Source organism: Neisseriaceae bacterium CLB008 (assembly GCA_041228285.1).
Taxonomy (GTDB): Bacteria; Pseudomonadota; Gammaproteobacteria; order Burkholderiales; family Neisseriaceae; genus JAGNPU01.
In genome coordinates this window covers 2,558,223-2,584,324 of record CP166133.1, presented here as the reverse complement: position 1 = coordinate 2,584,324, position 26,102 = coordinate 2,558,223, and the positions used below count along the sequence as shown (strand labels likewise).

Sequence of the window (26,102 nt, the reverse complement as noted above, 5' to 3'; positions counted from 1 at the left end):
TTAGTAAGTTCCTGGGGTAAGGGGCAAAAAATCAGGTAGCCCATTGGGCTACCTGATTATCAGACACCTTGTTTTAAACTGGCGGCAATGAAGCCATCTAAATCACCGTCCATGACGTTTTTGATGTTGCCAACTTCATAGCTGGTGCGTAAATCTTTGATCCGAGATTGGTCAAATACATAGGAGCGAATTTGATGGCCCCAACCCACATCGGATTTGCTGTCTTCAAGGCTTTGTTTCGCCTCGCTGCGTTTACGCAGCTCTAATTCAAATAGGCGCGCACGCAGCATATTCATCGCTTCATCGCGGTTACGGTGCTGTGAGCGGTCGTTTTGGCACTGTACCACCACGCCGGTTGGGTTGTGGGTAATACGTACGGCCGAGTCGGTTTTGTTAATGTGCTGACCACCGGCGCCGCTGGCGCGGTAGGTGTCAATACGTAAGTCGGCCGGATTGATGTCGACCTCAATGCTGTCATCGACTTCAGGATAAACGAATACAGAGCAAAATGAGGTGTGGCGTTTGGCGTTAGAATCAAAAGGAGACACGCGTACTAAGCGATGGACACCTGATTCTGTACGCAAGAGGCCGTAGGCATATTCGCCATCGATTTTAATGGTGGCGCGGTTGATGCCAGCGATGTCGCCTTCGTCTTCTTCTAGAATCTCAACCTTAAAGCCTTTGCGTTCGGCGTAGCGTAGATACATCCGGAACAGCATGCCGGCCCAGTCTTCGGCCTCAGTGCCGCCGGCACCGGCAGTGATGTCGATGAAGCAGGCGTTGGCGTCCATAGGCTGGTTAAACATGCGTTTAAACTCTAGGTCGGCCATTTTGGCCTCAAGTTCGGCGACGTCGGCTTGAATGGCGTGAAACGCATCGTCGTCGGCTTCTTCTACCGCCATGTCTAACAGCATTAAATTGTCTTCAATGCCGTTGGCTAGCTCATCCAGAGTCAAGACCACGCCTTCAAGCAGCTTGCGCTCTTTACCAATTTCTTGCGCTTTTTTCGGGTCGTTCCACAGGTCAGGGTCTTCGCTTAAGCCCACAACTTCTTCTAGACGGTCTTTTTTGCCGTCGTAGTCAAAGATACCCCCGAATGTCACGACTGCGTTCGGCAAGGTCGTCTAGGGTGTGGTGGAGTTGATTGATGATTTCAGCTTCGATCATGGCGGTCTTTTGTCTGGATGGAAAATATTAGGTGGTTTGCTGACTGCTTCATGCAGTGCTTCAGGCTTTTGTAACGCATGGCCCAGCAAACAGATGGCGAATTTTACGCTAAAACGGCGCTAAAGTCTAAGTTTAGATGTGCGCGTGTGGCAGATTGAAACAGGCAAGGGTGCTGAGCAACCTTGCCTGTTGAGTAAGGGGTTGATGGCTACTGGCTTAGCCGCCAGTCATGGCCATGACGCGAATGATTTTGGTTGGGTTTTCTACAAATTCGTGTTTTTCGGGTTTTTTCATCACGGCATCGCGGATCACGTCTTCTAGTTCAGCATCGCTGATGCCAGAGCGCAATAGATCGCGTAGCGGCACTTTGTCTTCTTGGCCTAGGCAGAGGTGTAGGTTACCGGTCACCGATAAGCGTACGCGGTTACAGGTTTCACAAAAATGTTGGCTCATCGGGGTGATCAGGCCTAGGGTAAAGCCGCCGTCCTGGCTTTGCCAGTATTTGGCCGGGCCGCCGCCGATTTTACGCGTGCTGGCGATCAGATTGTGTTTTTCTTGCAGCTGTTGTAATACGGGCTGCAGGCTCACGTGGGCGTGCTGTTGTCCCGTGCTGCCCATGGGCATGGCCTCGATGAGGTTTAAGATGAAGCCGTGTTCAATGCAAAACGCCACCATGTCGTCAAGGTCTAGATCATTGATGCCGGCCAGCGGCACCATATTGATTTTGATGAAGTCAAAGCCTGCGTCCTTGGCGGTGCGAATGCCTTCTAATACCTTAGGCAGGCAATCCGCGCCAGTGATTTCCTTAACGCAGTCGCTGCGTAAAGAATCCAAGCTGATGTTGAGGCGTTTTACGCCCGATGCGCGTAGTTCGTGGGCGTGTTTGGTGAGCTGGGTGCCGTTGGTGGTCATGGAGATGTCTTCCACGCCAGGGGTTTCACTGATGGCACGGGTGAGTTCGGTTAAGCCTTTACGCAGCAATGGCTCGCCGCCAGTGATGCGAAAGCGTTTGGTTCCTAGGCGTGCAAATGCCTGTGCGATGCGTGCGGTTTCTTCAAGAGTGAGCCAGTGCTTTGGCGTGGCAAAGCCATGAAAGCCTTTGGGCAGGCAGTAAGTGCAGCGTAGATCGCAGCGATCCGTCACTGAAATGCGGAGGTAGTCAACGGTGCGACCAAATGCGTCTGTCAGCATGTTGTGCTCTTTTCATTGTTGTTAGCGTGGTTATTATTGAGTGCTTATATACGAATCATAACATAAAAATCAGGCTCTTATAGCGGCAGGTGGGGGAGTGAGGGGGCGACAAAAGGAGGAGGTGGTATTAGGCCAATCTACGCCTTTAGAACTAGAGATTGCTTTACGGGAGAGGTATTTAGCTAGGCTGATGGCCGTGGCGTCGCGATGGGTTCGGCAAGGGATGGATGGCATGATACTTTATTTATTTTTAATGAATGATCAACGGGTTAGATGTTTTTATGTATTCGGTAATAAAAGAAATAAAAAAACCGTCTAAAAGACGGTTTTTTTATGCCGAGGCTGAGCCGATTTGGTTAGATTAAGCGCGATTGCGGTATTGTCTGAGCCAGTATTGCACCACGAAAAAGCCGACGATGGCGCCGCCAAGGTGGGCAAAGTGGGCCACGGGGTTCCAAGAGAAATTAAACAGGCCTAGGATGATTTCTAAGACGATGAGGCCGGGGATGAAATACTTGGCTTGGACGGGAACGGGCAACAGCATAAACACCAGTTTGGCATTGGGGTAAAGCAGGCCATAAGCCACGAGGAGGCCATAGATGGCGCCGGAAGCGCCGACCATTGGGCGAATGTAGTATTGGCACAGTTCGACCACGGCAGGAATATTGGGTACTCGCGGGGTTGCAGGTACGCCGGCGCTGTTCAGACGCATGGCCTCTTGTAGCAAGGCAGGCTCGATGCCAAAGCCAATGACGGCGGTTTTGAGCTCAGACACATAGTAAAACGTTTGGCCGTTGAATAGCAGGAAGGCGCCCAGGCCGGCGAGAAAATACAGGATTAAAAAGCGTTTAGGCCCGATGGTGGCTTCTACGGTGCTGCCAAACATATAGAGGGCAAACATATTAAAGGCAATGTGGGCGGTGCCGCCATGAATGAACAAATGGGTAAACGGTTGCCACCACCTAAAATTCAGCGATTCAGGATAGAAGCTGCCCAAGATGACTTCAAGGGCGATGCCATTATTGTTGAGCAGCAGCGTCAAGATGTAGAGGGCGATATTGGCCAGTAACAGCGTACGGGTGACGACAGGGATGGCATTTAACCGATTGATCATGGGATGGGTCCAGTAGGGGCATGACCTCAATCTAAGCGAGGGTGAGGGTGGGTGTCAATATTTGTGCTGGGCCAGTTTTGAGGTTGACGTTGTCGACCAGAGCCGTTATGTTGGCCCGCTGATGCCGTGTTAACAGATTGTTGGCGATGGCTGTGGTTGTGCTGGAATGGGCGCAACGCTTCATTTTTATTAAGGATTAATGCATGATTGCGCGTGTGACTCAGCAGTTTCTACACCTTAGTGCCCTATTGGAGGGTGCGAGCCTGTTAATTTTATTGTTGATTGGCCTGCCGCTTAAATATGGTTTTGGCGTGTATCAGTTTAACCAGTGGATGGGGCCGATTCATGGCAGCCTGTTCTTACTGTATTTAGGTGCTTTGCTGCTGGCTTTGTTGGGACGAACCTTTTCTGTACGCTTGGCACCGCTGGCGGTTGTGTGTGCCTTTTTACCAGGCGGCACGTTTTGGTTGATGCACCGCTACGGTAAATAAGGGGGCGTTAGGCCTTAAGGGTATACGTCTACAGCGTAGGCCCCTAAGCGTAGGGTGGGTCGTGACCCACGCGGGTTTTAAATGTGGGCATCTGAGCGCCTTAGGAGTGGTGGGTAGGCTACGCTTTACCCACCCTACGCGACGGTAAATAATCCATGGTTTATCAATCGCGCGTGCTTCGTGTGAAGCACGACAAACGAGCGTTCTTTGTCGAGAATAACGAATAAGGCCACCGCATGATGCGGTGGCCTTTTGTCTGCTTTAGCCGACTTCGGTACGTTTGAAATGACGAGGTCTGAAGCCCAGTAAGATGAGGCTGCCAAAGTAGACCACGACGGCCAGAATGATCAAACCGCTCAGTTGCAGCACGCGTATGCCGCCGTTGGCCTGCCAATCCAAAGCCAGATAGTGGTTGCTGGCCCATACCGATGCACCCATTAAAATCAGCGCCAGGGTGAGCTTGAGACCAAACGCCAGCCAGCCTTTTTTGGGCTGGTAAATGCCGTGCTTGACCAAGAGGAACCATAAGATGCCTGCGTTTAAGCAGGCGCCAATGCCGATGGCTAAGGCTAGGCCAACGTGTTGTAGCTTCCAGATGAAGATCAAGTTCATCACCTGAGTCATGAATAAAGTAAACATGGCCACCTTGACCGGGGTTTTGATGTTTTGGCGGGCGTAAAAGCCTGGCGCCAAAACTTTCACCAAAATCATGCCCACCAAGCCAAAAGCGTAGGCAACTAAGGCGTATTGGGTCATGGTGGCGTCGTGTAGGGTAAATTGGTTGTACATGAATAAGGTGGCCACCAGTGGGAATGACAGCACGGCTAGGCCAACGGCCGCAGGCAAGGCTAAGAGGAGGCTGAGGCGAATGCCCCAGTCCAGTAGCTCAGAAAACTGTTCGGTAGATTTGTTGGCGGCATGGCGCGACAGCGTTGGCAAGAGAATCGTGCCCAAGGCCACGCCTAAGACACCGGTGGGTAACTCCATTAATCGGTCTGCGTAATACATCCAAGACACGCTACCAGAGACCAAGAACGAAGCGAAAATGGTGTTGATGACCAAGGAGATCTGCGCCACAGAAACGCCCAAGATTGCGGGGCCCATCTGTTTGAGCACGCGAAAAACGGCCGGGTCTTTGAAACTTAAGCGCGGCCACACCAAGAAACCAAGGCGATGCAGAGCGGGTAGCTGGAAGCACAGCTGTAATACGCCGCCAAAAAAGACTGCCCAAGCCAGCGCCAAAACGGGCGGGTTGAAATAGGGGGTTAAAAACAGCGCAAACACGATGAAGGAAATATTTAAAAACGTAGGGGTAAACGCCGGGATGCTGAATTTACTGTAGGCGTTCAGCACGCTGCCCACCAAAGATGATAGGGAGATTAAAAAGATATAAGGAAAGGTGATGCGCAACATCTGCGTCGCCAGCTCGAATTTATCGGCATCGGTGGCAAAGCCAGGTGCAGAGATGTATAAAATCCAAGGTGCGGCGAGGATGCCAAGGGCAGTGACCAGGACCAGAATCAGGCTCAATAAACCCGCTACATGGGCCAGAAAGGCGCGCGTGGCTTCCGGTGACTTGGTTTGCTTGTATTCGGAGAAAATGGGCACAAACGCTTGTGCAAACGCCCCCTCTGCAAAAATGCGGCGCAATAGATTAGGTAGCTTAAAGGCGACAAAAAAGGCGTCAGTAGCCATGCCTGCCCCAAAGACACGGGCGATGATGGTGTCGCGAACAAAGCCTAAGATACGGGAAATCATGGTCATGCTGCTGACCGTGGCGAGGGTGCGGAGTAAATTCATGTGGCGTCTGTGTCTGAATCTGGGGAAATGCTGAAGTGTACACCGTTCGTCATTTAGCCACAATTTGTGACGCTGATTGGGCCGGCCGGTCCAAGGCTGTGGGCGGGCTAAAAAGCGGTATTTGGCTAAGATGTTGGAAAATAAGCAGGTTTATCAGGGCTGTGATTTTGGTCAATAAGCGTGTACAATTGAAAAATATTGAGAAAAACGCGGAATTAAACTTGCCAAAACTTGGTAAAGTTATTAAAATGCCGTGTTTTACAGAATACTTATTTAATTTTAGGAGACATCCATGGCCAATAGCGCACAAGCTCGTAAGCGTGCACGTCAGGCGCTCAAGCAACGCGCCCATAACGCCAGTTTGCGTACTGCGTTCCGTACTGCAGTAAAGAAAGTGATTAAAGCGATTGAAGGTGGCGATAAAGCTGCTGCTCAAGCTACTTTACGTGAATCTACTCGCGTGATGGACCGCATTGCTGATAAAGGCGTGTTCCACAAAAATAAAGCTGCACGTCATAAAAGTCGTCTGTCAGTGAAAATCAAAGCCATGGCCTAATGGTTTGATACATAAAAAGGGCTCCGAATATCGGGGCCTTTTTTAATGCCTGTCGTTTATGCAATTCGGTTCAATGGTTGCGTTCCAGCGTTTTTATGAGACAATGTTTTTTGCGTTGTCCTTGAATGGTTTGGCAAATTTAAGGTCGATGATAAATGATCATCAATTAATGAAAGCGGTAAGGTATGGCGGATAGAAAACGAGCAATGGGTCAGGCAGTGTGTGCGGCCTTGTTAGTGGGTAGCCCCATGGCGTGGGCCGACACCAAAACTCTGGTTGCAGACTCATTTAAGTTTTGTGCCACTATTACCGAAAATGCAGGCCGCTTGGCCTGTTACGACAAATTGATGGTGACCGACTTTGGCGATGCTGAAGAGGTGGCTAAGCTGCCGCTGGCGCAAAAAGAAAAGCCGGTGATTGATTTACGTAAGGTGTTTACCTCAAATAAGGACCAGTTTGAGGGCACAGATGTTGCACTTTTGGTCACAGATGCCGAGGGTGTTGAAAAAAGCGTGCCACAGACAAGGGTAGTGAGTGAGGCGCCGACGGTGGCCGAGACCGTGCCGGCTGATATTGCCGAAGCCTATACGCCGTTAAGCTTGGCCTATGACCTCTATCAGAACGATCCTGCAGGGACGTTTAGCTTACGCACGCACAAGCCTAATTATTTGATGCCGTTGTGGATGATGCACCGCCCTAATAAAAATCCGACCACGCCTTCTTTGGGTCCGGCGCCAATGTACGGCGACGACATGCAGCGGGTTGAAACCAAATTCCAGCTGTCGTTTAAGACCAAGGTTTGGGAAGATTTATTCGATACCCGTGCCGACCTGTGGTTTGCTTATTCGCAGCAGTCTAACTGGCAGGTGTACAACCACGAGTGGTCGGCGCCGTTTCGCAATACCGACTATGAGCCAGAATTCTTTATTACTCAGCCGGCGCGCTTAGACTTGCCTTGGGGCTTTAAGCTACGCATGCTGGGTGCCGGTTATGTGCATCAGTCTAATGGCCGTAGCGAGCCGTGGTCGCGTTCGTGGAATCGGGTGTATGCGATGGCGGGGATTGAAAAAGGCAATTGGAGCATCTTGCCGCGCCTGTGGTGGCGGATTCCGTCTAAGGACGACAATAATCCCGACATCAGCCACTACATGGGCTATGGCGACCTGAAGGTTTTGTATGTGCACAATAAGGATACGATTGTGGCCACGGCGCGCTATAACCCCGAGTACAATCGCGGTATGCTGCAGCTGGACTATACCTTCCCCATCAACGGCAAGCTACGCGGCTATGTGCGCTACTTTAATGGCTATGGTGAAAACCTATTGGATTACAACCATAAGCAGCAAGGCTTGGGTTTGGGCATCATGTTAAACGACATGAGTGGCTTTTAATAAATTGCCGAAAAACCCTCGTTTAATGCGGTGTTTCTGAGTATAATGTGCGTTTTCCTTAAGCGTTATCAGTAGTGATGGTGCTGGGTTTTTGAGTTCGTCAGACGATGGCTTAGACATGGCATGGGTTCGCTTAGGCGCGCTGGCTGGGTTTAGGGCCGGGTTGAGAAAGAAGTTGAGGAATGAATGGCAGAGCTAAAACCTGCGAAGTCTTCTAAGAAGTTTTCGATTAAGAATTACTTAATCACTGGTTTGTTGGTCTGGATGCCCATTGCCGTGACGTTCTGGGTGTTGTCCATCATTGTGACCACCTTAGATGATACGATTCGCTTATTGCCCGCAATGTGGCAGCCTAAGGCGTTGTTTGGCTGGGAAGTGCCAGGCTTAGGCGTACTATTGACCGTGATTGTGCTGTTGATTACCGGTATGTTTGCCGCCAACGTATTGGGCAAGAAAATGATTTTGGTCTGGGATGCGATCTTGGGTCGAATCCCGATTGTGAAGTCGATTTATTCCAGCGTGAAGCAGGTGTCGGAATCCTTATTTTCTGATTCGCGTCAGTCATTTAAAACCCCGCTTTTGGTCCAGTTTCCGCATCAAGGTGCTTGGACGGTGGCGTTTGTGACCGGCACCGTGCCGCCTCAAATCGGGCTGTGCTTGACGCCGCGAGCACCAGGGCAGGCGGCAGAAGAATACGTGACGGTTTATGTACCGACCACGCCCAACCCGACTTCGGGTTATTACATCATGGTGAAAAAGTCAGACACCCGCGACATCAATATGAGCGTGGATGAGGCGTTAAAATACGTGATTTCTCTGGGCATGGTGGTACCAGGTGCTGAAGGCGATGCGCCTTTAGGCCCAGTGAGCACCGAAGGCGTCGCGGCAGCGACAGCGGTTGGCGAACGGTCGCAAGAATCTAAAGATGCTGTGTCAACACCCATGACACAGCGTGATGAAAAGTAAATACTGAAACAAGACGTTTCTTCGTTCAGCATTCATATCTAAAAGTAAAAAGGCAGAGTATGCGTACCAATTATTGTGGCTTGATTAACGAGCAATATTTAGACCAAACCGTAACCATTAAAGGTTGGGTCCATCGTCGCCGTGACCACGGTGGGGTAATTTTTATTGACTTACGTGACCGTGAGGGCGTGGTTCAGGTGGTGATCGATCCCGATACCCCAGATGCTTTTGCCACCGCTGACAGCGCGCGTAATGAGTTTGTATTGGCGATTACCGGTTTGGTACGCAATCGCCCAGAAGGCACCACGAATGCGTCATTGGTGTCTGGTCAAATTGAAATTTTGGCGAAAAACATTGAAATCTTGAATGCTGCGGCCACGCCGCCGTTCCAAGTAGATGATGAAAACCTGTCTGAAAACGTGCGCTTGACCAATCGCGTGATCGACTTGCGTCGTCCTGAAATGCAAAAAAATCTGCGCATGCGCTACCAAGTGGCCATGGGCGTGCGTCGTTACCTTGATGACCAAGGCTTTATCGACGTAGAAACCCCAATGCTAACGCGCTCTACCCCAGAAGGCGCCCGTGACTATTTGGTGCCTTCACGCGTTCACCCGGGTGAATTCTTTGCCTTGCCACAGTCGCCTCAATTGTTTAAACAATTGTTGATGGTGGCTGGTTTCGACCGTTACTACCAAATTGTGAAGTGCTTCCGTGACGAAGACTTGCGCGCTGACCGTCAGCCAGAATTCACCCAGATCGACTTGGAAACGTCTTTCTTGGATGAAGAAGAAATCATGGACATCACTGAAGCGATGACCAAGCAGATTTTCCAAAACGTCTTGAACGTCGACTTAGGCACCTTCCCCCGCATGACTTGGGCTGACGCCATGTTCCTATACGGCTCAGACAAGCCAGACATGCGCGTGTCGCTACAGTTCACTGAGCTGACCGACGTGATGAAAACCGAAGAATTCAAAGTGTTCCGTGGCGCTGCCGACATGGCCAATGGCCGCGTGGTGGGCTTACGCATTCCTAACGGTGCTAAGCTAAGCCGTAAAGAAATTGATGAATACACCAAATTTGTCGGCATCTACGGTGCTAAGGGCTTGGCGTACATTAAAGTAAATGACAAATCGAACATCACCAATGATGAAAACAGCGGCTTGCAATCACCGATCGTGAAGTTCTTGTCGGTTGACGCCTTGAACGCCATCTTGGCCAAAACCGGTGCTGAAAACGGCGACTTGATCTTCTTTGGTGCCGATAAAGCCACCGTGGTGAACGAAGCCATTGGTGCACTACGCATTAAAGTAGGCCATGAGCATGGCCTAGAAAACGGCTATTTCGTGAAAGAATGGCGCCCATTGTGGGTGGTTGATTTCCCCATGTTTGAATACGATGAAGAAAACAATCGTTACTCAGCCATGCACCATCCGTTTACCAGCCCTAAAATCGGCCATGAAGACTTGATGAGCTCTGATCCTGCTAACTGCTTGGCCCGCGCCTACGATATGGTGTTGAACGGCTGGGAAATCGGTGGTGGCTCTATTCGTATTCACCGCGCTGAAGTGCAAGAAAAAGTCTTCGCCGCTTTGAACATCAGCCCAGAAGAGCAGCAAAACAAATTTGGCTTCCTATTGGATAACTTGAAGTTTGGTGCGCCTCCTCACGGTGGTTTGGCCTTTGGTTTAGACCGTTTGGTGACCTTGATGGCCGGTGCTGAATCGATTCGTGACGTGATTGCCTTCCCGAAAACTCAACGCGCACAATGCTTGTTGACCAATGCGCCGAACGAAGTGGACGACAAACAGCTACGCGAATTAGGCCTGCGCTTGCGTCCTAAAGTAGAAGCACCAAAAGAGGCCTAAGCCCCTTTTGTGGTTAAAACCTCATCATTGCGATGAGGTTTTTTTATTTTTACGTGGCTGCGGGAAACCTGTTATTCTATTTATATGCCGAATCTTTAAAAAGGATTATCTATGGCTTTTGAATACGTGACCGTGGCCGGGGCAGGGGTTTTGGGCAGCCAAATTGCTTTTCAGTGCGCCTACCATGGCTATGCCGTGTGTCTGTACGACGTGAGCGAGGCTGCCTTGGCTCAGGCCAAGAATCATCTGGCCGAACTACAGCAGGCCTATAAGCGTGATTTAGGGGCCAGCGCCGAATCGGTAGGTGCGGCTTTTGCCCGCATCGGCTATGCCCATGATTTGGCACAGGCCGTGGTTGAGGCCGATTTGGTGATTGAGGCGATTCCCGAAGTATTGGCCATTAAGCAGGATTTTTACCGCCAGCTCGGGATGATGGCGCCGGCGCATACCCTATTCGCCACCAATAGCTCGACGCTGTTGCCCAGCCAGATGGCGGCGATGACGGGACGTCCTAGTCAGTTTTTAGCGTTGCATTTTGCCAACACGATCTGGATCAATAATACCGCAGAAATCATGGGGCATGATCAAACCGATCCAGTGGTTTTTCAACAAATCGTTGATTTTGCTAAAACTATTGGCATGGTGGCGTTGCCGCTTGCTAAAGAACAGCCAGGCTATATTCTGAATACGCTATTGGTGCCGTTCTTGAATGCAGGCTTAGGTTTACTGCGTGATGGGGTGGCCGATGTGGCTACTATCGACAAGACGTGGATGATTGCGACAGGTGCGCCGATGGGGCCTTTTGCAATTTTGGATGTGGTGGGCGTCAAAACTGCTTATAATATCGCCTTTGGCCGCGCGCAAGCGACAGGAGACTTGGCCTCAGCAGCGTTGGCGCAGTATTTACAGGCCAACTATATCGACCAAGGGAAGCTGGGCGTGGCAACGGGGGAGGGGTTTTATCGCTATCCTCATCCCGACTATCAGGACCCCACTTTTTAAAATAATTATTCAATAATAGGTTTTTAATGGCAACAGTAAACGGATCCGGCAATTTACGCCGTGAGTTAAAAGCACGTCACCTGACCATGATCGCAATTGGTGGCTCTATCGGTACCGGCCTATTTGTGGCCTCAGGCGCCACCATTTCTCAAGCCGGCCCTGGCGGGGCCTTATTATCCTATGCCCTAATCGGCTTAATGGTGTATTTCCTCATGACTAGCCTAGGCGAGCTGGCTGCTTATATGCCCGTCTCTGGCTCCTTTTCAACCTATGGTGCTAAGTATGTAGAGCCTGGCTTTGGTTTCGCCCTCGGTTGGAACTATTGGTATAACTGGGCTGTGACCGTGGCGGTTGACCTAGTTGCCGCACAGTTAGTCGTCGGATATTGGTTTGATTCGGGCCCGTTTGGTTCCCCTATGTGGGTGTGGAGCGCCATTTTCTTGGCCATTATTTTCTTGATTAACTATGTGTCGGTGAAGGGTTTTGGTGAGGCAGAATATTGGTTCTCCTTGATCAAAGTGGTGACCGTCATCATCTTCATTGGCGTGGGCACGCTGATGATTTTTGGCATTATGGATGGTGCGCCCAATGCCGGCTGGCAAAACTGGCACATTGGTGAAGCGCCGTTTGCGGGCGGCTTATCGGCCATGATTGGCGTGGCCATGGTGGTGGGCTTCTCGTTTCAAGGCACCGAGCTGATCGGGATTGCCGCCGGCGAATCTGAAGATCCGGGTAAGAATATTCCCCGCGCTGTACGGCAGGTGTTTTGGCGAATTTTGCTGTTTTATATTTTTGCCATTTTGGTGATCAGCTTGATCATTCCTTATACTGATCCTTCGCTTTTAAATGACAATGAAGACATTAGCATCAGCCCGTTTACCATGGTGTTTAAAAGCGCCGGCCTAAGCTTGATCATCAATAATATTGAAATCTTGTCGGCTGCGGCCATCATGAACGCGGTGATTTTAACCTCGGTCTTGTCGGCTGGTAATTCAGGTATGTATGCCTCTACCCGTATGCTGTTTGCTTTGGCGCGTGAAGGTAAAGCCCCTAAAATGTTTGCTCGCCTGTCGCAAAACGGCGTGCCGCGCAATGCGTTGTTTGCGACCACGTTTGTGGCAGGTCTGTGTTTCTTGACCTCAATGTTTGGCAATCAGCAAGTGTACCTATGGTTGCTGTATACCTCAGGGATGACGGGGTTTATTGCCTGGCTTGGGATTGCCGTGAGCCACTACCGTTTTCGCCGTGGCTTTGTGGCGCAAGGGCGCGACATGAACGAGCTGCCTTACCGCTCTAGCTTCTTCCCGTTTGGCCCGCTGTTTGCGTTTGCGCTGTGTTTGATCATTGCGTTGGGCCAAGACTTTCAATCGTTCTTAGGCGACGACATTGACTGGATGAAGGTGGTGACGACTTACATCGGCATCCCGCTCTTTTTCTTGATTTGGTTTGGCTATAAATGGACCAAGGGCACTAAGTTCGTTAAGTATAGCGAGATGGAGTTCCCAGATAAGCTTAAGGGTCAAGACCAAGATTAAGCAATTAAATTCACCAACCGCCCCGACTACACTGTAGGGGCGGTTTTTTGTGGCCGTTAGGTTTTACAAGCCTAGCTGACTCGACAGTTCTTCGGCGGCGCTGCGTAGTACGGGCAGGATTTCGGCCAGCATGGCGGCTTCACTAAAGCGGGAAACATGGGTGCTGATGTTGATGGCGGCGACAACATCGCCTACGGCGTTGCGTACAGGGACGGCGAGAGAGCATAGGCCCAGCTCTAGCTCTTGGTTGACTAAGGCGTAGCCGTCAATGGCGACTTGAAGCATGATAGGCTCGAGCGTTTCGGGTTTGTATACGGTGCGCTCGGTTAAGGGCAAAAGCTTGATGCGTTCATAATAGGCTTGGCGTTGAGTCGGCGTTTGGTCGGCTAAGATCACACGACCCATCGACGAGCAATAGGCCGGCAGGCGACTGCCCACGGTCAACACCACTGACATCACTCGCTTGGTGGGCGAACGGCCGACGTAGAGGATGGTGTCGTTTTCAAAAACGGCCAAGGAGCAGGACTCGTTGACGTCGTTGCTGACCTGTTCCAAAAAGGGCTGGGCCGTGACGGCTAAATCGGTAGAGGAGAGATAGGCGTAGCCCAAGGTCAGCACTTTAGGCTTGAGATGATAAAGGTTGTCGTGGTTGTCGACGTAGCCTAAGGCTTTGAGGGTGTACAGACAGCGGCGCACGGTGGCGCGCGGTAAGGTGGTGTGGCGGGCTAAGTCGGCGATGGTTTGGCGGCGGCGCTGTTTTGAAAATGCGCTAATGACCAAGAGCCCACGTGCTAATGAAGCCATAAAGTCAGGATCACCCTTGTATTTGCCTAATGTGTGAAGGGGGGACAGGGCGGCGCCTTCAGCAGAGTCGACGTTGTCATGCATGGTTAAGCTTCCTTATTCTGTTATGTACGAATACCGAACACAATAGCGTGCTGGAGACTTGCGCTGGCATCCCTATAGAATGACTGTTCGATTATCTTAAATATGTTCGATATTCGCACGTATGTCTCATGAAATCAAATACAAAAAAACATCACCTAGTCGAGTAGCCAGAATAAGGGTGGATAAGATTGGGGCATATAGGAGTACACAGCGATGGCCGTATGACGCACGCCGGTACAAGGGCGCACTTTTTTAAGGATGATTGAATGTTCGCCTGGCGCGGGCCATGTTGACCAATGGCGCCTTTAATTTGGAAATGACTTTGATCTGTCGGTCAGTAGATGTATTTCGAACACCTTGTTCGAGCGAATGTTGCTGGCATTGAATCGCCCCTAGGCATGATGGTCTAGGGGCTTTTTTGTGGCTGCTTTAATGGCCTAGTTGATTGGCCAGTTCGGCCGCAGCGCGTAGCAACACGGGCAAGAGGGTTTGTTTCATGTCGTCTTCGCTGATAAGGGCTGCTTGGAGACTGATGTTCATCGCGGCGACTACGTCGCCAAATACATTACGTACTGGAACGGCAATCGAGCACAGGCCGATCTCCAGCTCTTGGTTGGTGATGGCATAGCCTTGCTGTGCGATTTTTTCGAGCAGGGGTTCTAGGTCGGCCTTAGTGTAGACGGTGCGATCGGTCAGCGGCGTGCGTTTTACTTGCTGGTAGTACAGCTGGCGCGCTTCGGGACTTTGCGCCGCTAACAACACTCGGCCCATGGAGCTGCAATAGGCGGGTAGGCGACTGCCGACGTTGAGTACGACAGACATCACCCGCTTCACCGGCGAGCGGCCGACATAGAGAATTTCATTGTTTTCCAAAATGGCCAGCGAGCAGGATTCATTCACAGCTTGGCTGACTTGCTCTAAATACGGCTGTGCGGTAACGGCCAGCTGGGTTGAAGAAAGGTAGGCATAGCCTAGGGTCAATACCTTGGGTTTGAGCTGATAGAGGTTGTCGGCGTATTCAACGTAGCCAAGTTCTTTAAGGGTGTACAGGCAGCGCCGAACGGTGGCGCGGGGTAGGTCGGTGAGGCGGGCTAAGTCGGCAATGGTTTGGCGTTGTTCCTGTTTGGCAAAGGCTGCAATCACCAGCAGCCCGCGGGCTAAAGAAGTCATGAAGTCGGGATCACCAACGAATGGTTTGAGGCTTTGCGCTGGTGTGGGGGCCGCTTCGAGTGGGCGTTCAACGTCCATTTAAGGCTCCATTGTAATAAGTTGTGCGAAGATCGAACACTATTCAACCGCAGACTATTGACGATTTTGTGGTCAAAGCATACTGTCTAGATTCTGTCTTTTTGTTCGATTAATGAATCTAGGTTCGATAATCGCACAAAAATGGCGGATCGTAAATAATAAATAACAAGCATCATTCATACAAAGACATCCTGGAGAAACAAGCATGCAACAACATTCTATTGTGCAGCTCATTGATGAAGCCCCAATCAGTCGGTTTCAATGGCGCATTTTGGTTCTGTGTTTTCTGATTGCCATTTTTGATGGTTTTGACACTCAGGCGATTGCCTTTACGGGGCCTGAAATCATTCAATATTTTCAACTAACCTCAGGTGAGCTCGCCCCCATCATGACGGCGGGCACCATGGGTATGGTGCTGGGCGCCATGGTTTTAGGCATCGTGGGTGACCGCATTGGCCGCCGTCCTGCCTTGCTGGGTGCGGTGCTGGTATTTGGTGTGGCCACATTTTTAACCGCTTTTGTGAATCATACGCAGCATATTTTGATTTTGCGCTTTATTGCCGGTTTGGGCATGGGTGGCGCCACGCCAGTGGTGCTGTCGTTGGCGGCGGAGTATTCCCCTCATAAACATCGAGGTACGTCCATGACGGTGGTGCTTTTAGGTCTGCCCGCAGGTGCCATTATTGGCGGTTTGTTGGCGGCGAAAATCATGCCATTTATTGGCTGGCAGGGCATTTTTTTAGTGGGCGGCATTGCACCGATGGTTCTATTGCTGGTGCTGGTGTTTGCACTGCCTGAGTCGTTACACCACATGGCGCTCAAGTCGGGTAATGAAGGAAAAATCAACGCCATATTACATCGTATTGTAGGCATTAAGCGCCCTGAGGGTGATCGCTACCTAGCGCCAGAAGCCGCCGTTAAGGCCAGCGTGGCCGCTTTATTAAGTAAAGGCTTGGCGCGCAATACGGTGGCCATTTGGCTGGTGTATTTCTTTAACTGGGTGTCTTGGTTCTTATTGCTGTCGTGGTTGCCCACGGTTTTAAAGGTATCGGGCTTGGCGGCTACTCAGGCGCCAATGGGTACGGTAGTGGTCAATAGCGTGTTTATTTTGTGTGCGTTGCCGCTGGCCGCCATCCTGCCGAAGTTTAACGTTCGCTCTGTGTTGATGGCGATGTTTGGCTTAGGCATTGCGGTGTGTTTTGGGCTCTATTTCAGTGGCAATCTTTGGTTCTGGGTGTTTGTGTTTGCCGGTTTGGCTGGTTTAGGCATCGGCGGCCAGCAGATTGTTCTGAATTATATGGTGGCCAAAATTTACCCAACTAATTTACGCGCTTCCGCCACGGGCTGGGCGATTGGCTGTGGTCGGATCGGTGCGATTTTGGGGGCTGCTAGTGGTGGTTTGGTGCTGGATCAGGCCGGGCCTAGTGGGTTTTATCTGGCCTTGATTGTGCCGCTACTGTTTGCCTTATTGGCTTTGCTGCTGATTAAGCCGCGCCCAGAAGAGGCACAGCCACAGCCTCAAACTGAATTGCAACACGAGACGGCTTAAGCCGCACCTACGGAGAAGACGACATGAACACAATACAAACCCCTATTTGCGCTGACCGGTTTAAGGATCAGGTCGTCATCGTTACCGGTGCGGCGCAAGGCATTGGCCGCGCCTGCGCCCTGCGTTTGGCGCAAGAAGGCGCTCACTTGATTTTAGTCGATCAGGCCCAAGGCCCGGTTGAGGTGGTACAGGCTGAAGTACAGGCCTTGGGCGCAGAAGCCATGGTCTTGGCCTTGAATATGGAGCTAGCCGAGTCGGCCGAGCAGATGGTGGCAGCGGCTATGGCGGCATATGGCCGGATTGATGTGTCGATTCACAACGTGGGCGGCACCATTTGGGCTAAGCCTTTTTGGGAATACGCTCCCGAAGAGATGACTAAAGAAATCAACCGTTCGCTCTGGCCGACACTGTGGAGCTGCCGCAGCGTGATTCCCATCATGAAAGCGCAACGCCGGGGCGCCATCGTCAATGTGGGCTCGGTGGCCACGCGGGGCGTGAATCGAGTGCCGTACTCTGCCGCCAAAGGGGGGGTGCATGCTGCCACCGTGTGTATGGCGATGGAGTTAGGCGAGACTGGCGTGAGGGTGAATAGCGTGGCGCCTGGTGCCATTGACAATGGTGTACGCGTCACGCCGCGTAATGCAGCATCTTTAAGCGACCGTGAACGCGGTTGGATGGATGAGATTTACGAACAAAGCTTGCGCGATTCTCCGATGAATCGTTTGGGCAGCATTGAGGAAGTGGCCGCGGCGATCTGCTTTTTTGCCGCGCCAGAGGCTTCCTTTATCACCGGCCAAGTGCTGTATGTGGCCGGTGGGGGTATAGGTTAATTAAGGACAGGACATGATGCAAACGTTTACTTTGAACACCGGCCAGCGCTTGGCCTATGAATGCCATGGCTCAACCGAGCTGCCGTTGTTGGTTTTGGTTCATCCTTTAGGCATGAACCGCAGCGTGTGGGCGGCGCTGCTGCCTGCTTTAAGCCAGCAGTTTCAGGTATTGACCGTAGATTTACCAGGCCATGGCGAGAGTGCTGCCAGCGTGAGCCGCCACTTACGCATTGAAGACTTAGCTGCGATGGTGTTGGCCTTAGTGGCCGATGTGGGCTCATCAAGCTTTCACTATGTGGGAACGTCGATTGGTGGTGCGATTGGGCAAGCCTTACTGCAGTCGGTGCCTGAACGTTTGTTGAGCTTAACCTTAACGAATACAGCACCCAAGATCGGCACTAAAGAAGCGTGGTTGAGCCGTGCGGTGGCGGTGCGAGAGCAGGGTTTAGCACCGATGGCCAAAGACTTAGTGCCACGCTGGTTTGCGCCGGTGTTCATTCAGCAGCAATCGGCCATGGTGGCCGATTGGGTGGCGGCGCTGGCGGCCGTGGATGATGACAGCTATGCCCAATTGTGCGAGGCCTTGGCTTATTTTGACGGCAGCTCAGCGTGGGCGAATGAATTGGCCATGCCAGTGGTGTTGATCGCGGGGCAAGACGATGCGGCCATGCCATTGGCTAATATGCAAGCGATGGCTGCAGTTCAACCTCAGGCAAAACTGGTGATTTTGCCGGTCGGTCATGTGCCTTCGGTAGAAAACCCTGCCGCTTTTTTAACCGCATTAATGAACACGGCGCTGACGAGCAGCGTCGTGGTGCAAGGAGATGCATGATGAGCGTAGTGATTGAACGCATTGATACTTTAATCGTGGACTTACCCACCATTCGGCCACACAAATTGGCGATGGCGACCATGTCCAAACAGAGCAGTGTGATTGTGCGCTTATACAGTAGCGATGGCCTGATGGGCCTTGGCGAAGCGGCCACCATTGGCGGCCTGAGCTATGGCCCAGAAAGTCCAGAGGGCATGAAGCTCACCATCGATCAATACCTAACGCCGCTGCTGTTAGGCCAGGTGGCCGACAATATTCAAGCCTTACGGGCTCGTATGAATGCCTATGTGAAGGGCAATAGCTTTGCCAAGAATGCGTTGGAAACGGCGCTGCTAGATGCACAAGGTTTGCGTTTGGGGGTGCCCGTGGCCACGCTTTTGGGTGGTGCCGTCCAAAGCCATCTGCCGGTTTTATGGGTGTTGGCCAGTGGTGACACGGATAAAGACATTGCCGAAGCCAAAGACATGATGGCGCGCGGTCGGCATAAAAACTTTAAGTTGAAAATTGGCTCGCGTAGCGTCTCTGACGATGTGGCGCACGTGGCCAAGATTAAGGCCGCTTTGCAGGGCGATGGTTGTGAAATCCGCGTCGACGTGAATCAGGCGTGGACTGAAGCGCAGGCGGTTGTGGGCATGCGCGGCTTGCAAGAGGCGGGCATTGATCTGGTAGAACAGCCGGTTCCTGCCCATCAGCACGATGTATTGGCGCGTTTGAGCCAGCGCTTTGACATTCCTATTTTGGCCGATGAGTCGGTGGCGACTGCCAGCGATGGCTTTGTGTTGGCTAAGCAGGCTTGCGCCCGTGCTTTTGCATTAAAAATCGCCAAGTCGGGTGGCCCGATGGGGGCTTTAGCGTTGGCCCATGTGGCCTTGGCCGCTGGCATTGATTTATACGGCGGCACCATGCTGGAAGGCTCGATCGCGACGGCGGCCTCGGTGCATGCCTATGCGACGCTGCCGCCGCTGGCTTGGGGTACCGAATTGTTTAGCCCCTTGCTCTTGGTGGACGACATTGTCACTGAGCCGATGACATACGCTGATTTTGGGGTGACCGTGCCCACGGCTCCAGGGCTAGGCTTGAGCCTAGATGAAGACAAAGTGGCTTTTTATCAACGGGCTTAATCGTGCCACTTTTAACCGTAATAAAGGAGTAATGCCAATGTTGTTTAAAGTAGAAATGGTGGTGAACTTACCGCTGGACATGCCAGAAAACGTGGCCAATGACCTGAAAACGCGTGAGAAAGCGTTAGCGCAAAGCCTTATGGCTTCAGGTAAATGGCGCCATCTTTGGCGTGTGGTTGGGCAGTATGCCAACGTGAGTGTGTTTGATGTTGACAGCAATACCGAGCTACACGATTTATTGATGCAGTTGCCTTTGTATCCCTATATGGACGTAACCGTGACGCCTCTGTGTCGCCACCCATCGTCCATTTACGACAACGATCAATAATATTAAAACAAAACGAAAAAACAGCAGGAACGCAATATTGCGACTACATAAGGAGAAAGACCATGGCAGTTAAAATGACAACCCCAGAGTTCATCGATGGCTTTTTGAAAACCGCCGCTGGTTACGACAGCGAAACGGGCAATCCCCGAGTTAAGGAAATCATCCACCGCTTGTTGGTAGACGTGAACCTCATGATGGACGATCTGGCTATTACCCCAGAAGAATTCTGGGTGGCGGTTTATTATTTAGGCCGTTTGGGCACGGCGGGCGAGCCAGCATTGTTGGCTGCTGGCCTCGGTTTGGAGCGGATGCTGGACATGCGCCAAGATGCAGAAGATGAGGCCGCAGGGCGTTTGGATAAAAACGCCACGCCTCGCATCATTGAAGGGCCGTTATACGTGGCGGGGGCACCAGTGTGTGAAGGGGAAGGGCGCATGGATGATGGCACCGATTTGGAGGCTTCAGAAATGTATCTACACGGTAAGGTGTTTGATGCCGATGGTCAGGTGATTCCCAACGCGATGGTGGAAGTTTGGCATGCAGACAGCAAGGGTGGCTATTCTTATTTTGATCCCACCCAAAGTGAATACAACCTGCGCCGTAAAATCAATGTGAGCGAGGACGGTTGCTATGTGGCGCGCAGTATTGTGCCCTCTGGCTATGGTGTGCCACCAGAAGGCCCAACCAATGAGCTACTCAGCGCCATTGGCCGCCACGGCAATCGCCCTGCCCATATTCACTTCTTCGTGTCTGCGCCTGGCTATGCGCATTTAACCACCCAGATTAACTTGGATGGCGATCCTTACCTACACGACGACTTTGCGTTTGCGACTCGGGATGAATTGATTGCGCAAGCGATACGTGTAGACCAGCCGGAAGAAATTAAGGCCAAAAACATGAGCCGCGACCACTTCTACGATGTTGAGTACAACTTTGTGTTGGCTAAGGCTAAAGAAGACGTTCAAGAAGACCGTATCGCGCGTCAGCGTGCATTGGCATAGTGTGTGATTGCAGGCCCCATCATGATGGGGTCTGCCTATAGAGGCCTCATAAGATGATTAATAAAATAAGTCCCTCGCTGATGGACGCCGTCGCTTCGATTCACGATGGCGCGACCATCATGATTGGTGGCTTTGGCACCGCGGGCCAGCCAGCCGAACTGATCGATGCTTTGATTGAACAGGGTGCTAAAGGGCTGACCATCATTAATAATAATGCCGGTAACGGCGAGATTGGCTTGGCCGCACTCTTGCAGGCAGGCCGAGTGGATAAAATGATTTGCTCATTTCCACGTCAGGTAGATTCCCAGATTTTTGATGGCCTGTATCGGGCTGGAAAAGTCGCGCTAGAGCTGGTGCCGCAAGGCAATTTAGCCGCGCGTATTCAGGCTGCCGGCGCCGGGTTAGGCGCTATTTTTACCCCGACGGGCTATGGCACCTTGCTGGCGGAAGGCAAGGAAACCCGAGCCATTAACGGAAAAGATTATGTGTTGGAGTACCCAATTTCGGCAGATTTTGCTTTGATTAAAGCACACAGCGCCGATCGCTATGGCAATTTATTGTATCGAAAAACCGCCCGGAATTTCGGGCCCATTATGGCGACAGCGGCGACATGTACCATTGCTCAAGTGTCAGAAATCGTGGCCGTGGGCGAGATGGATCCTGAATGCGTGGTGACACCGGGGATTTTTGTCAAACATGTTGTGCGTATTGCTTCAGTTGATGCTTAGATGATTGAGAGAGACCTATATGAGTAATCAACCTTCTGTGGGCCTATTGGCTCAATCTGAAATCAGCCACCAGCCCCGTAGTCGCGATGACATCGCCCAGCGTGTGGCACAGGATATTCCTGAAGGGGCTTATGTGAATTTAGGGATTGGTTTACCCACGCGCGTGGCGCAATACCTAGACCCGAGTAAAGAGATTTTTTTACACAGTGAAAATGGTCTCTTGGGTATGGGGCCCGCCCCGGAGCCAGGAGAGGAAGACCCAGAATTAATCAACGCTGGCAAAGAGTTTGTGACCCTGTTGCCTGGCGGCAGTTTTTTTCATCATGGTGATTCTTTCACTATGATGCGTGGCGGCCACATTGACATTTGTGTTTTGGGCGCTTTTCAAGTGGCGCAAAACGGTGATTTGGCCAATTGGCACACCGGTGCGCCTGATGCGATTCCGGCCGTTGGCGGCGCGATGGATTTGGCCATTGGTGCCAAGCAGGTATTTGTGACCATGGAACACGTCACCAAAAAAGGCCAGCCCAAAATTGTCAGTCGCTGTGATTATCCTTTGACGGGTATGGGCTGTGTGAATCGAATCTACACCGACTTAGCAGTTTTAGACGTGATTGACGGTGGCTTATGGGTGGTGGAAATGGTGGCGGGGCTAGATTTAGCGGCTTTGCAGAATGTGACCGATGCACCGCTTAATGTAAAGGATGTGTGATGATGGTTTATATTTGTGATGCAGTTCGAACCCCGTTCGGCCGCTATGGCGGCAGCCTCTCAAGCGTGCGCGCTGATGACTTAGCGGCAGTGCCGATTCAGGCTTTGGTAGCGCGTCATCCACAGGTAGATTGGTCTGTGGTTGATGACGTGATTTATGGTTGCGCCAATCAGGCAGGCGAAGATAACCGCAACGTGGCGCGGATGGCCGCTTTACTGGCCGGGCTGCCGCAAACGGTGCCAGGCAGCACGGTGAATCGGCTGTGTGGGTCTGGTCTAGACGCCATCGGTACCGCAGCGCGGGCGATTAAATCGGGTGAGGTTGACCTGATGATTGCTGGTGGCGTGGAGAGTATGTCGCGTGCACCGTTTGTCCAAGGCAAGGCCACCAGTGCTTTTAGTCGCGTGGCTAAGCTGGAAGACACCACCATTGGCTGGCGCTTCGTGAATCCGTTGATGCAGGCGCAATATGGCGTGGACTCTATGCCGCAAACGGCTGAAAATGTAGCGCTTGAGTTTGGCATCAGCCGCGCCGACCAAGATGCATTTGCCTTGCGTAGCCAGGCCCGTGCCCAAGCGGCGCAGGCGCAGGGCGTGTTTGCGACCGAAATCGTGGCGGTGACGGTGCCGCAGCGTAAGGGTGAGGCGCTGCAGGTCAGCGTGGACGAACAGCCGCGTGCCGACAGCAGCTTGGCAGGTTTGGCGCGACTTAAGGGTGTGGTACACCCGGAGGGCAGCGTGACGGCGGGTAATGCCTCTAGCGTCAATGATGGTGCAGCAGCCTTGCTGTTGGCTTCCGAAGCGGGGCTGAAACAACATGGCCTAAGCGCCAAAGCCAAAGTGATCGGCATGGCCACCGCTGGAGTGGCGCCGCGCATCATGGGTATGGGCCCGGCACCGGCGGTGAGGAAAGTATTGGCGCAGACGGGCTTAAGCCTGGCGAATATGGACGTGATTGAGCTGAACGAAGCTTTTGCGGCTCAGGCTTTGGCAGTATTGCGCGACTTGGGCCTGCCAGATGATGCGGCTCACGTGAATCCCAATGGAGGGGCGATTGCCCTAGGGCATCCACTCGGGGCCTCGGGCGCGCGCTTGGTGACCACGGCGCTTTATCAGCTAGAGCGTACGGGGGGACGCTATGCTTTGTGTACGATGTGCATTGGCGTGGGGCAAGGGATTGCTTTAATTATTGAGCGACTATAGGTTCCTCTTTTAGCGCCAGCATTCAAAGTAAGGCTAAGTTCAGAGTCAAGGTGGGTGCTTTTGATCCAATTCAGATGAGTTCGACCGGTTTAGGTTTGGACATGGGCACTATTTTGGCTCCCTTTGCTGGTGTTGTTTTATTTCTTTGGTATATTTTATACGGTAACTTGTAGCGTTTCGCTCAGCCTTCCTTGCTGGTGGCCTTGTTTATGTTGCTGGTGAACAAAAAACTCACGGCCGCTTAAGCCGATTCATCATGTTGTTTATCTTAGCCCGACCCTTGTGGTCGGGCTTTTTTTGCGTGAACGGACGTTTGGGCTTGGCTGTTATTTTAGGTTGGCGCTATGCGAAGATAATTTTTTACAGGTCTTGGAGTCTTTATGGTATTGTATTGTATGAAAAAATGAATTCTATTCTATGTTATAAATTTAATGATTGTAAATTAATTATTAATAATAAAAACAGTGCTGGATTGAAAGCGTGTGCGGTTGAGTGAAGCAGGTTGGCGCAGGTATGGAAAGCTTAATAAGGGGTTGTCTTTGTCGTAAATGGCAGAGGTAAATCCTTATATAGCTGACATGCCAAGCTGTATAAAAACAAAAATAATCACTTAAGTCGTAGGAGGAGTAGAGAAATGACACAATCCGTAGAACCCAAAGTTTTGGACGTCAGCCCCATCATTGATGAGGCCAAGTTTCAAAAATTTCATTGGCTCACGATTTTTTGGTGTGCCTATATCATTGTTTTTGATGGTTACGATTTGGCGGTATTGGGGGTGATCTTGCCCGCCATCATGACCGAGTGGAACTTAAGCGGCACCGAGGCAGGATTGCTCGGCAGCTACACGTTAATGGGCATGATGGTGGGCGCTTTATCCCTCAGCGCGTTGTCGGATAAGCTCGGCAAGAAAAAGGTGATCACGGTGTGCGTGCTGGTGTTCAGCATTTTTACCTTTTTATGTGCCTTTGCCACCAGTCCTGGGCAGTTTGGGCTGTTTCGCTTCATCGGTGGCGTGGGCCTTGGCGGCGTGATGCCAGTGGTGACCAGTCTGACCAGCGAATATTCGCCTAAGCGCCGCCGTAGCTTGATGGTGGGCCTGATGTTCAGCGGCTATTCCGTAGGCGGCATGTTGGCCGCCGTGCTGGGTATTTTTGTGATCCCTATTCTGGGTTGGCAATCAATGTTTTACATTGCCGCCTTCCCCATCTTTTTACTGCCCTTTATTTTAAAGCAGCTGCCCGAGTCGGCCACCTATATGGTGCAAACCCAGCAGTGGGACAAGCTGGGCGCCGCATTACAGAAGCTTAACCCCAATCATCGTCACGAAATGGGCATGACGTATAGCCACCCCAGCGTGGCGAAGGGCAACGCCAAAGCCCGCATCGTGATTGGCGATTTATTCTTAGATGGCCGCTTGCTCAGCACTTTGATGCTGTGGGCCATGTGTTTCATGTCGCTGTACGTGGTGTATGGGTTGACTTCGTGGCTACCGCGCTTAATGGTGCAGGCGGGTTATCCGCTGGGCTCCAGCCTCAGCTTCTTGTTTACGGTTCACTTAGGCACCGTCTTGGGGGCGCTCTTGGGCAGCTGGTTGATGGATCGCTTTAGCGGTCGTAACGTGCTGGTGGCTTATTTGTTTACGGCGGCGGTGGCAATTGCGGCCTTAGGCTATGCCAGCAGCAGCGTGGTGTTGTACAGCCTATTGTTGGTGACGGGCGCGACCACGATTGGTAGCCAGATCGGCCTTTACGCGTTTATCGTGCGCTTCTATCCGATGACCATGAGTTCGACCGGCATGGGCTGGGCGCTTGGCATTGGCCGTATCGGTGCCATCATCGGCCCCTTTACCGTCGGCATTCTGTTCGATCTGAACCTAACCCTACAGCAAAACTTCTTTAGCTTTGCCGTGCCGGCCTTACTAGCCTCGATCTTCATGAGCATGGTGAGTAACCGAAAAACGGTTTCTTAACGCTTAGTGTCATTAATGACGAAGCCAAAGCCCGACTTAAGGTCGGGCTTTTTGTGGGCACAGCTATCAGCGCTAGCGATCCATAAACGTGGGCAGAAACATGCCGATGAACACCAGCACCAATCCGACTAAGCGCCACAACGTCACCGGTTTGACGTTTAGACCCATAAGGCCGAAGTGGTCGAGCAGCATGGCGGCCATTAATTGGCCGGCCATGACGGCCATCATGAAGCTCAAGACGCCTAGCTTGGGCGTCAGAATCAAGGCGACCGACAGGTAGATCACCCCGGCTACGCCGCCAAGCCAGGCCCAGCTGGGTACTTGGCTGAGGGTGGACAGGCTGGGGAGGCTGACTTTAAGCGCCACAAGGGCGATGAGGGTGAGCACGAGGCTGACGCTTAAGGAGATAAAGGTGGCCAAAAGTGGGTGGCCCACCACGCGGCCTAATGTGGCGTTGCTGGCGGCTTGAAAGGGCACCACGGCACCGGCAAAAAGGGCCACAGAGATGAGGAGTACGGTTAGCCAAGCAGAAGCAGTATGGGTCATAACACACCTATTTAATCAATGGTTTCAGAGGCTTCAAGATAACGTATACTATTCATTAATTGAAATT

At 51.8% G+C, this 26,102-nt stretch carries 23 protein-coding genes and 1 pseudogene; 17 read left to right on the top strand and 7 right to left on the bottom strand.

Annotated features, from left to right (window positions below; translation table 11 throughout):
- Positions 1 to 59: 59 nt before the first annotated feature.
- The 3 genes from prfB to AB8Q18_11955 all read right to left on the bottom strand — a co-directional run bounded on the left by prfB (position 60) and on the right by AB8Q18_11955 (position 3,472).
- Positions 60 to 1,164 (bottom strand): peptide chain release factor 2 gene (gene prfB / locus AB8Q18_11965; protein XDZ52931.1). Its coding sequence is split into 2 segments (ribosomal slippage): positions 60 to 1,082 and positions 1,084 to 1,164, totalling 1,104 coding nucleotides; the frame shifts between segments, so codons are not numbered across the junction.
- 219 nt (positions 1,165 to 1,383) lie between these two features.
- A complete protein-coding gene (gene moaA / locus AB8Q18_11960) occupies positions 1,384 to 2,358 on the bottom strand; it encodes a GTP 3',8-cyclase MoaA (GenBank protein XDZ50887.1) in 975 nt (324 codons plus the stop codon).
- A gap of 361 nt (positions 2,359 to 2,719) precedes the next feature.
- Positions 2,720 to 3,472 (bottom strand): rhomboid family intramembrane serine protease, encoded by a 753-nt coding sequence (locus tag AB8Q18_11955; GenBank protein XDZ50886.1) that lies wholly within the window; start codon positions 3,470 to 3,472, stop codon positions 2,720 to 2,722.
- 203 nt (positions 3,473 to 3,675) lie between these two features.
- On the opposite strand from AB8Q18_11955, the gene AB8Q18_11950 reads away from it, so the two are divergent.
- Positions 3,676 to 3,963 carry a DUF3817 domain-containing protein gene (locus tag AB8Q18_11950; GenBank protein ID XDZ50885.1) on the top strand — a complete coding sequence of 96 codons (288 nt, stop codon included), beginning with the start codon at positions 3,676 to 3,678 and terminating at the stop codon, positions 3,961 to 3,963.
- Positions 3,964 to 4,224: 261 nt separating this feature from the next.
- Here AB8Q18_11950 and murJ read toward each other — a convergent pair whose 3' ends face one another.
- A complete protein-coding gene (gene murJ, locus AB8Q18_11945) occupies positions 4,225 to 5,763 on the bottom strand; it encodes a murein biosynthesis integral membrane protein MurJ (GenBank protein XDZ50884.1) in 1,539 nt (512 codons plus the stop codon).
- Positions 5,764 to 6,055: 292 nt separating this feature from the next.
- Between murJ and rpsT the strand changes: the two genes are divergently transcribed.
- The 6 genes and pseudogenes from rpsT to AB8Q18_11915 all read left to right on the top strand — a co-directional run bounded on the left by rpsT (position 6,056) and on the right by AB8Q18_11915 (position 13,081).
- Positions 6,056 to 6,319 (top strand): 30S ribosomal protein S20, encoded by a 264-nt coding sequence (rpsT, locus tag AB8Q18_11940; protein XDZ50883.1) that lies wholly within the window; start codon positions 6,056 to 6,058, stop codon positions 6,317 to 6,319.
- 185 nt (positions 6,320 to 6,504) lie between these two features.
- Complete coding sequence (locus tag AB8Q18_11935) at positions 6,505 to 7,710, top strand: phospholipase A (GenBank protein XDZ50882.1); 1,206 nt, start codon at positions 6,505 to 6,507, stop codon at positions 7,708 to 7,710.
- 186 nt (positions 7,711 to 7,896) lie between these two features.
- A pseudogene (locus AB8Q18_11930) lies at positions 7,897 to 8,544 on the top strand (DUF502 domain-containing protein).
- Between the two features lie 191 nt (positions 8,545 to 8,735).
- On the top strand, positions 8,736 to 10,544 hold the full coding sequence (aspS, locus tag AB8Q18_11925; protein ID XDZ50881.1) for an aspartate--tRNA ligase: 1,809 nt from the start codon (positions 8,736 to 8,738) through the stop codon (positions 10,542 to 10,544).
- Between the two features lie 111 nt (positions 10,545 to 10,655).
- Positions 10,656 to 11,546, top strand: a complete 891-nt coding sequence (locus AB8Q18_11920) for a 3-hydroxyacyl-CoA dehydrogenase (protein ID XDZ50880.1) — start codon at positions 10,656 to 10,658, stop codon at positions 11,544 to 11,546.
- Positions 11,547 to 11,572: 26 nt separating this feature from the next.
- Positions 11,573 to 13,081, top strand: coding sequence for an amino acid permease (locus tag AB8Q18_11915; GenBank protein XDZ50879.1), 1,509 nt, complete (start codon positions 11,573 to 11,575; stop codon positions 13,079 to 13,081).
- Positions 13,082 to 13,144: 63 nt separating this feature from the next.
- Here AB8Q18_11915 and AB8Q18_11910 read toward each other — a convergent pair whose 3' ends face one another.
- Together AB8Q18_11910 and AB8Q18_11905 are read right to left on the bottom strand one after the other, a co-directional pair.
- A complete protein-coding gene (locus tag AB8Q18_11910) occupies positions 13,145 to 13,969 on the bottom strand; it encodes an IclR family transcriptional regulator C-terminal domain-containing protein (protein ID XDZ50878.1) in 825 nt (274 codons plus the stop codon).
- 429 nt (positions 13,970 to 14,398) lie between these two features.
- Positions 14,399 to 15,217: an IclR family transcriptional regulator C-terminal domain-containing protein gene (locus tag AB8Q18_11905; protein XDZ50877.1), complete on the bottom strand. Its 819-nt coding sequence runs from the start codon at positions 15,215 to 15,217 to the stop codon at positions 14,399 to 14,401.
- Positions 15,218 to 15,422: 205 nt separating this feature from the next.
- On the opposite strand from AB8Q18_11905, the gene AB8Q18_11900 reads away from it, so the two are divergent.
- The 10 genes from AB8Q18_11900 (at position 15,423) to AB8Q18_11855 (ending at position 25,489) form a co-directional block, all read left to right on the top strand.
- The gene (locus tag AB8Q18_11900) at positions 15,423 to 16,766 is read left to right on the top strand and encodes an MFS transporter (GenBank protein ID XDZ50876.1); all 1,344 of its coding nucleotides are present in this window, start codon (positions 15,423 to 15,425) and stop codon (positions 16,764 to 16,766) included.
- 23 nt (positions 16,767 to 16,789) lie between these two features.
- On the top strand, positions 16,790 to 17,596 hold the full coding sequence (locus AB8Q18_11895; protein ID XDZ50875.1) for a 1,6-dihydroxycyclohexa-2,4-diene-1-carboxylate dehydrogenase: 807 nt from the start codon (positions 16,790 to 16,792) through the stop codon (positions 17,594 to 17,596).
- Positions 17,597 to 17,609: 13 nt separating this feature from the next.
- Positions 17,610 to 18,428: an alpha/beta fold hydrolase gene (locus tag AB8Q18_11890; GenBank protein XDZ50874.1), complete on the top strand. Its 819-nt coding sequence runs from the start codon at positions 17,610 to 17,612 to the stop codon at positions 18,426 to 18,428.
- On the top strand, positions 18,425 to 19,549 hold the full coding sequence (locus tag AB8Q18_11885; GenBank protein ID XDZ50873.1) for a muconate cycloisomerase family protein: 1,125 nt from the start codon (positions 18,425 to 18,427) through the stop codon (positions 19,547 to 19,549). Before AB8Q18_11890 ends, AB8Q18_11885 begins: the two co-directional genes overlap by 4 nt.
- Positions 19,550 to 19,586: 37 nt before the next feature.
- Positions 19,587 to 19,877 (top strand): muconolactone Delta-isomerase, encoded by a 291-nt coding sequence (gene catC / locus AB8Q18_11880; protein ID XDZ50872.1) that lies wholly within the window; start codon positions 19,587 to 19,589, stop codon positions 19,875 to 19,877.
- 62 nt (positions 19,878 to 19,939) lie between these two features.
- Positions 19,940 to 20,878 (top strand): catechol 1,2-dioxygenase, encoded by a 939-nt coding sequence (catA, locus tag AB8Q18_11875; protein XDZ50871.1) that lies wholly within the window; start codon positions 19,940 to 19,942, stop codon positions 20,876 to 20,878.
- A gap of 53 nt (positions 20,879 to 20,931) precedes the next feature.
- Positions 20,932 to 21,606: a 3-oxoacid CoA-transferase subunit A gene (locus AB8Q18_11870; GenBank protein XDZ50870.1), complete on the top strand. Its 675-nt coding sequence runs from the start codon at positions 20,932 to 20,934 to the stop codon at positions 21,604 to 21,606.
- Between the two features lie 19 nt (positions 21,607 to 21,625).
- Positions 21,626 to 22,318: a 3-oxoacid CoA-transferase subunit B gene (locus AB8Q18_11865; protein ID XDZ50869.1), complete on the top strand. Its 693-nt coding sequence runs from the start codon at positions 21,626 to 21,628 to the stop codon at positions 22,316 to 22,318.
- Positions 22,315 to 23,520, top strand: coding sequence for a 3-oxoadipyl-CoA thiolase (gene pcaF / locus AB8Q18_11860; protein ID XDZ50868.1), 1,206 nt, complete (start codon positions 22,315 to 22,317; stop codon positions 23,518 to 23,520). The genes AB8Q18_11865 and pcaF overlap by 4 nt, the downstream gene beginning before the upstream one ends.
- Before the next feature lie 634 nt (positions 23,521 to 24,154).
- Positions 24,155 to 25,489, top strand: coding sequence for an MFS transporter (locus AB8Q18_11855; GenBank protein XDZ50867.1), 1,335 nt, complete (start codon positions 24,155 to 24,157; stop codon positions 25,487 to 25,489).
- Between the two features lie 72 nt (positions 25,490 to 25,561).
- Here AB8Q18_11855 and AB8Q18_11850 read toward each other — a convergent pair whose 3' ends face one another.
- The gene (locus tag AB8Q18_11850; GenBank protein XDZ50866.1) at positions 25,562 to 26,035 is read right to left on the bottom strand and encodes a DMT family transporter; all 474 of its coding nucleotides are present in this window, start codon (positions 26,033 to 26,035) and stop codon (positions 25,562 to 25,564) included.
- Between the last annotated feature and the right edge of the window lie 67 nt (positions 26,036 to 26,102).

What these genes read in the sequence shown, in the direction of transcription:
- moaA (XDZ50887.1), bottom strand. Translation starts at nt 2,358, where the DNA reads ATGCTGACAGACGCATTTGGTCGCACCGTTGACTACCTCCGCATTTCA.
- AB8Q18_11955 (XDZ50886.1), bottom strand. Translation starts at nt 3,472, where the DNA reads ATGATCAATCGGTTAAATGCCATCCCTGTCGTCACCCGTACGCTGTTA.
- AB8Q18_11950 (XDZ50885.1), top strand. Translation starts at nt 3,676, where the DNA reads ATGATTGCGCGTGTGACTCAGCAGTTTCTACACCTTAGTGCCCTATTG.
- murJ (XDZ50884.1), bottom strand. Translation starts at nt 5,763, where the DNA reads ATGAATTTACTCCGCACCCTCGCCACGGTCAGCAGCATGACCATGATT.
- rpsT (XDZ50883.1), top strand. Translation starts at nt 6,056, where the DNA reads ATGGCCAATAGCGCACAAGCTCGTAAGCGTGCACGTCAGGCGCTCAAG.
- AB8Q18_11935 (XDZ50882.1), top strand. Translation starts at nt 6,505, where the DNA reads ATGGCGGATAGAAAACGAGCAATGGGTCAGGCAGTGTGTGCGGCCTTG.
- aspS (XDZ50881.1), top strand. Translation starts at nt 8,736, where the DNA reads ATGCGTACCAATTATTGTGGCTTGATTAACGAGCAATATTTAGACCAA.
- AB8Q18_11920 (XDZ50880.1), top strand. Translation starts at nt 10,656, where the DNA reads ATGGCTTTTGAATACGTGACCGTGGCCGGGGCAGGGGTTTTGGGCAGC.
- AB8Q18_11915 (XDZ50879.1), top strand. Translation starts at nt 11,573, where the DNA reads ATGGCAACAGTAAACGGATCCGGCAATTTACGCCGTGAGTTAAAAGCA.
- AB8Q18_11910 (XDZ50878.1), bottom strand. Translation starts at nt 13,969, where the DNA reads ATGCATGACAACGTCGACTCTGCTGAAGGCGCCGCCCTGTCCCCCCTT.
- AB8Q18_11905 (XDZ50877.1), bottom strand. Translation starts at nt 15,217, where the DNA reads ATGGACGTTGAACGCCCACTCGAAGCGGCCCCCACACCAGCGCAAAGC.
- AB8Q18_11900 (XDZ50876.1), top strand. Translation starts at nt 15,423, where the DNA reads ATGCAACAACATTCTATTGTGCAGCTCATTGATGAAGCCCCAATCAGT.
- AB8Q18_11895 (XDZ50875.1), top strand. Translation starts at nt 16,790, where the DNA reads ATGAACACAATACAAACCCCTATTTGCGCTGACCGGTTTAAGGATCAG.
- AB8Q18_11890 (XDZ50874.1), top strand. Translation starts at nt 17,610, where the DNA reads ATGATGCAAACGTTTACTTTGAACACCGGCCAGCGCTTGGCCTATGAA.
- AB8Q18_11885 (XDZ50873.1), top strand. Translation starts at nt 18,425, where the DNA reads ATGATGAGCGTAGTGATTGAACGCATTGATACTTTAATCGTGGACTTA.
- catC (XDZ50872.1), top strand. Translation starts at nt 19,587, where the DNA reads ATGTTGTTTAAAGTAGAAATGGTGGTGAACTTACCGCTGGACATGCCA.
- catA (XDZ50871.1), top strand. Translation starts at nt 19,940, where the DNA reads ATGGCAGTTAAAATGACAACCCCAGAGTTCATCGATGGCTTTTTGAAA.
- AB8Q18_11870 (XDZ50870.1), top strand. Translation starts at nt 20,932, where the DNA reads ATGATTAATAAAATAAGTCCCTCGCTGATGGACGCCGTCGCTTCGATT.
- AB8Q18_11865 (XDZ50869.1), top strand. Translation starts at nt 21,626, where the DNA reads ATGAGTAATCAACCTTCTGTGGGCCTATTGGCTCAATCTGAAATCAGC.
- AB8Q18_11855 (XDZ50867.1), top strand. Translation starts at nt 24,155, where the DNA reads ATGACACAATCCGTAGAACCCAAAGTTTTGGACGTCAGCCCCATCATT.
- AB8Q18_11850 (XDZ50866.1), bottom strand. Translation starts at nt 26,035, where the DNA reads ATGACCCATACTGCTTCTGCTTGGCTAACCGTACTCCTCATCTCTGTG.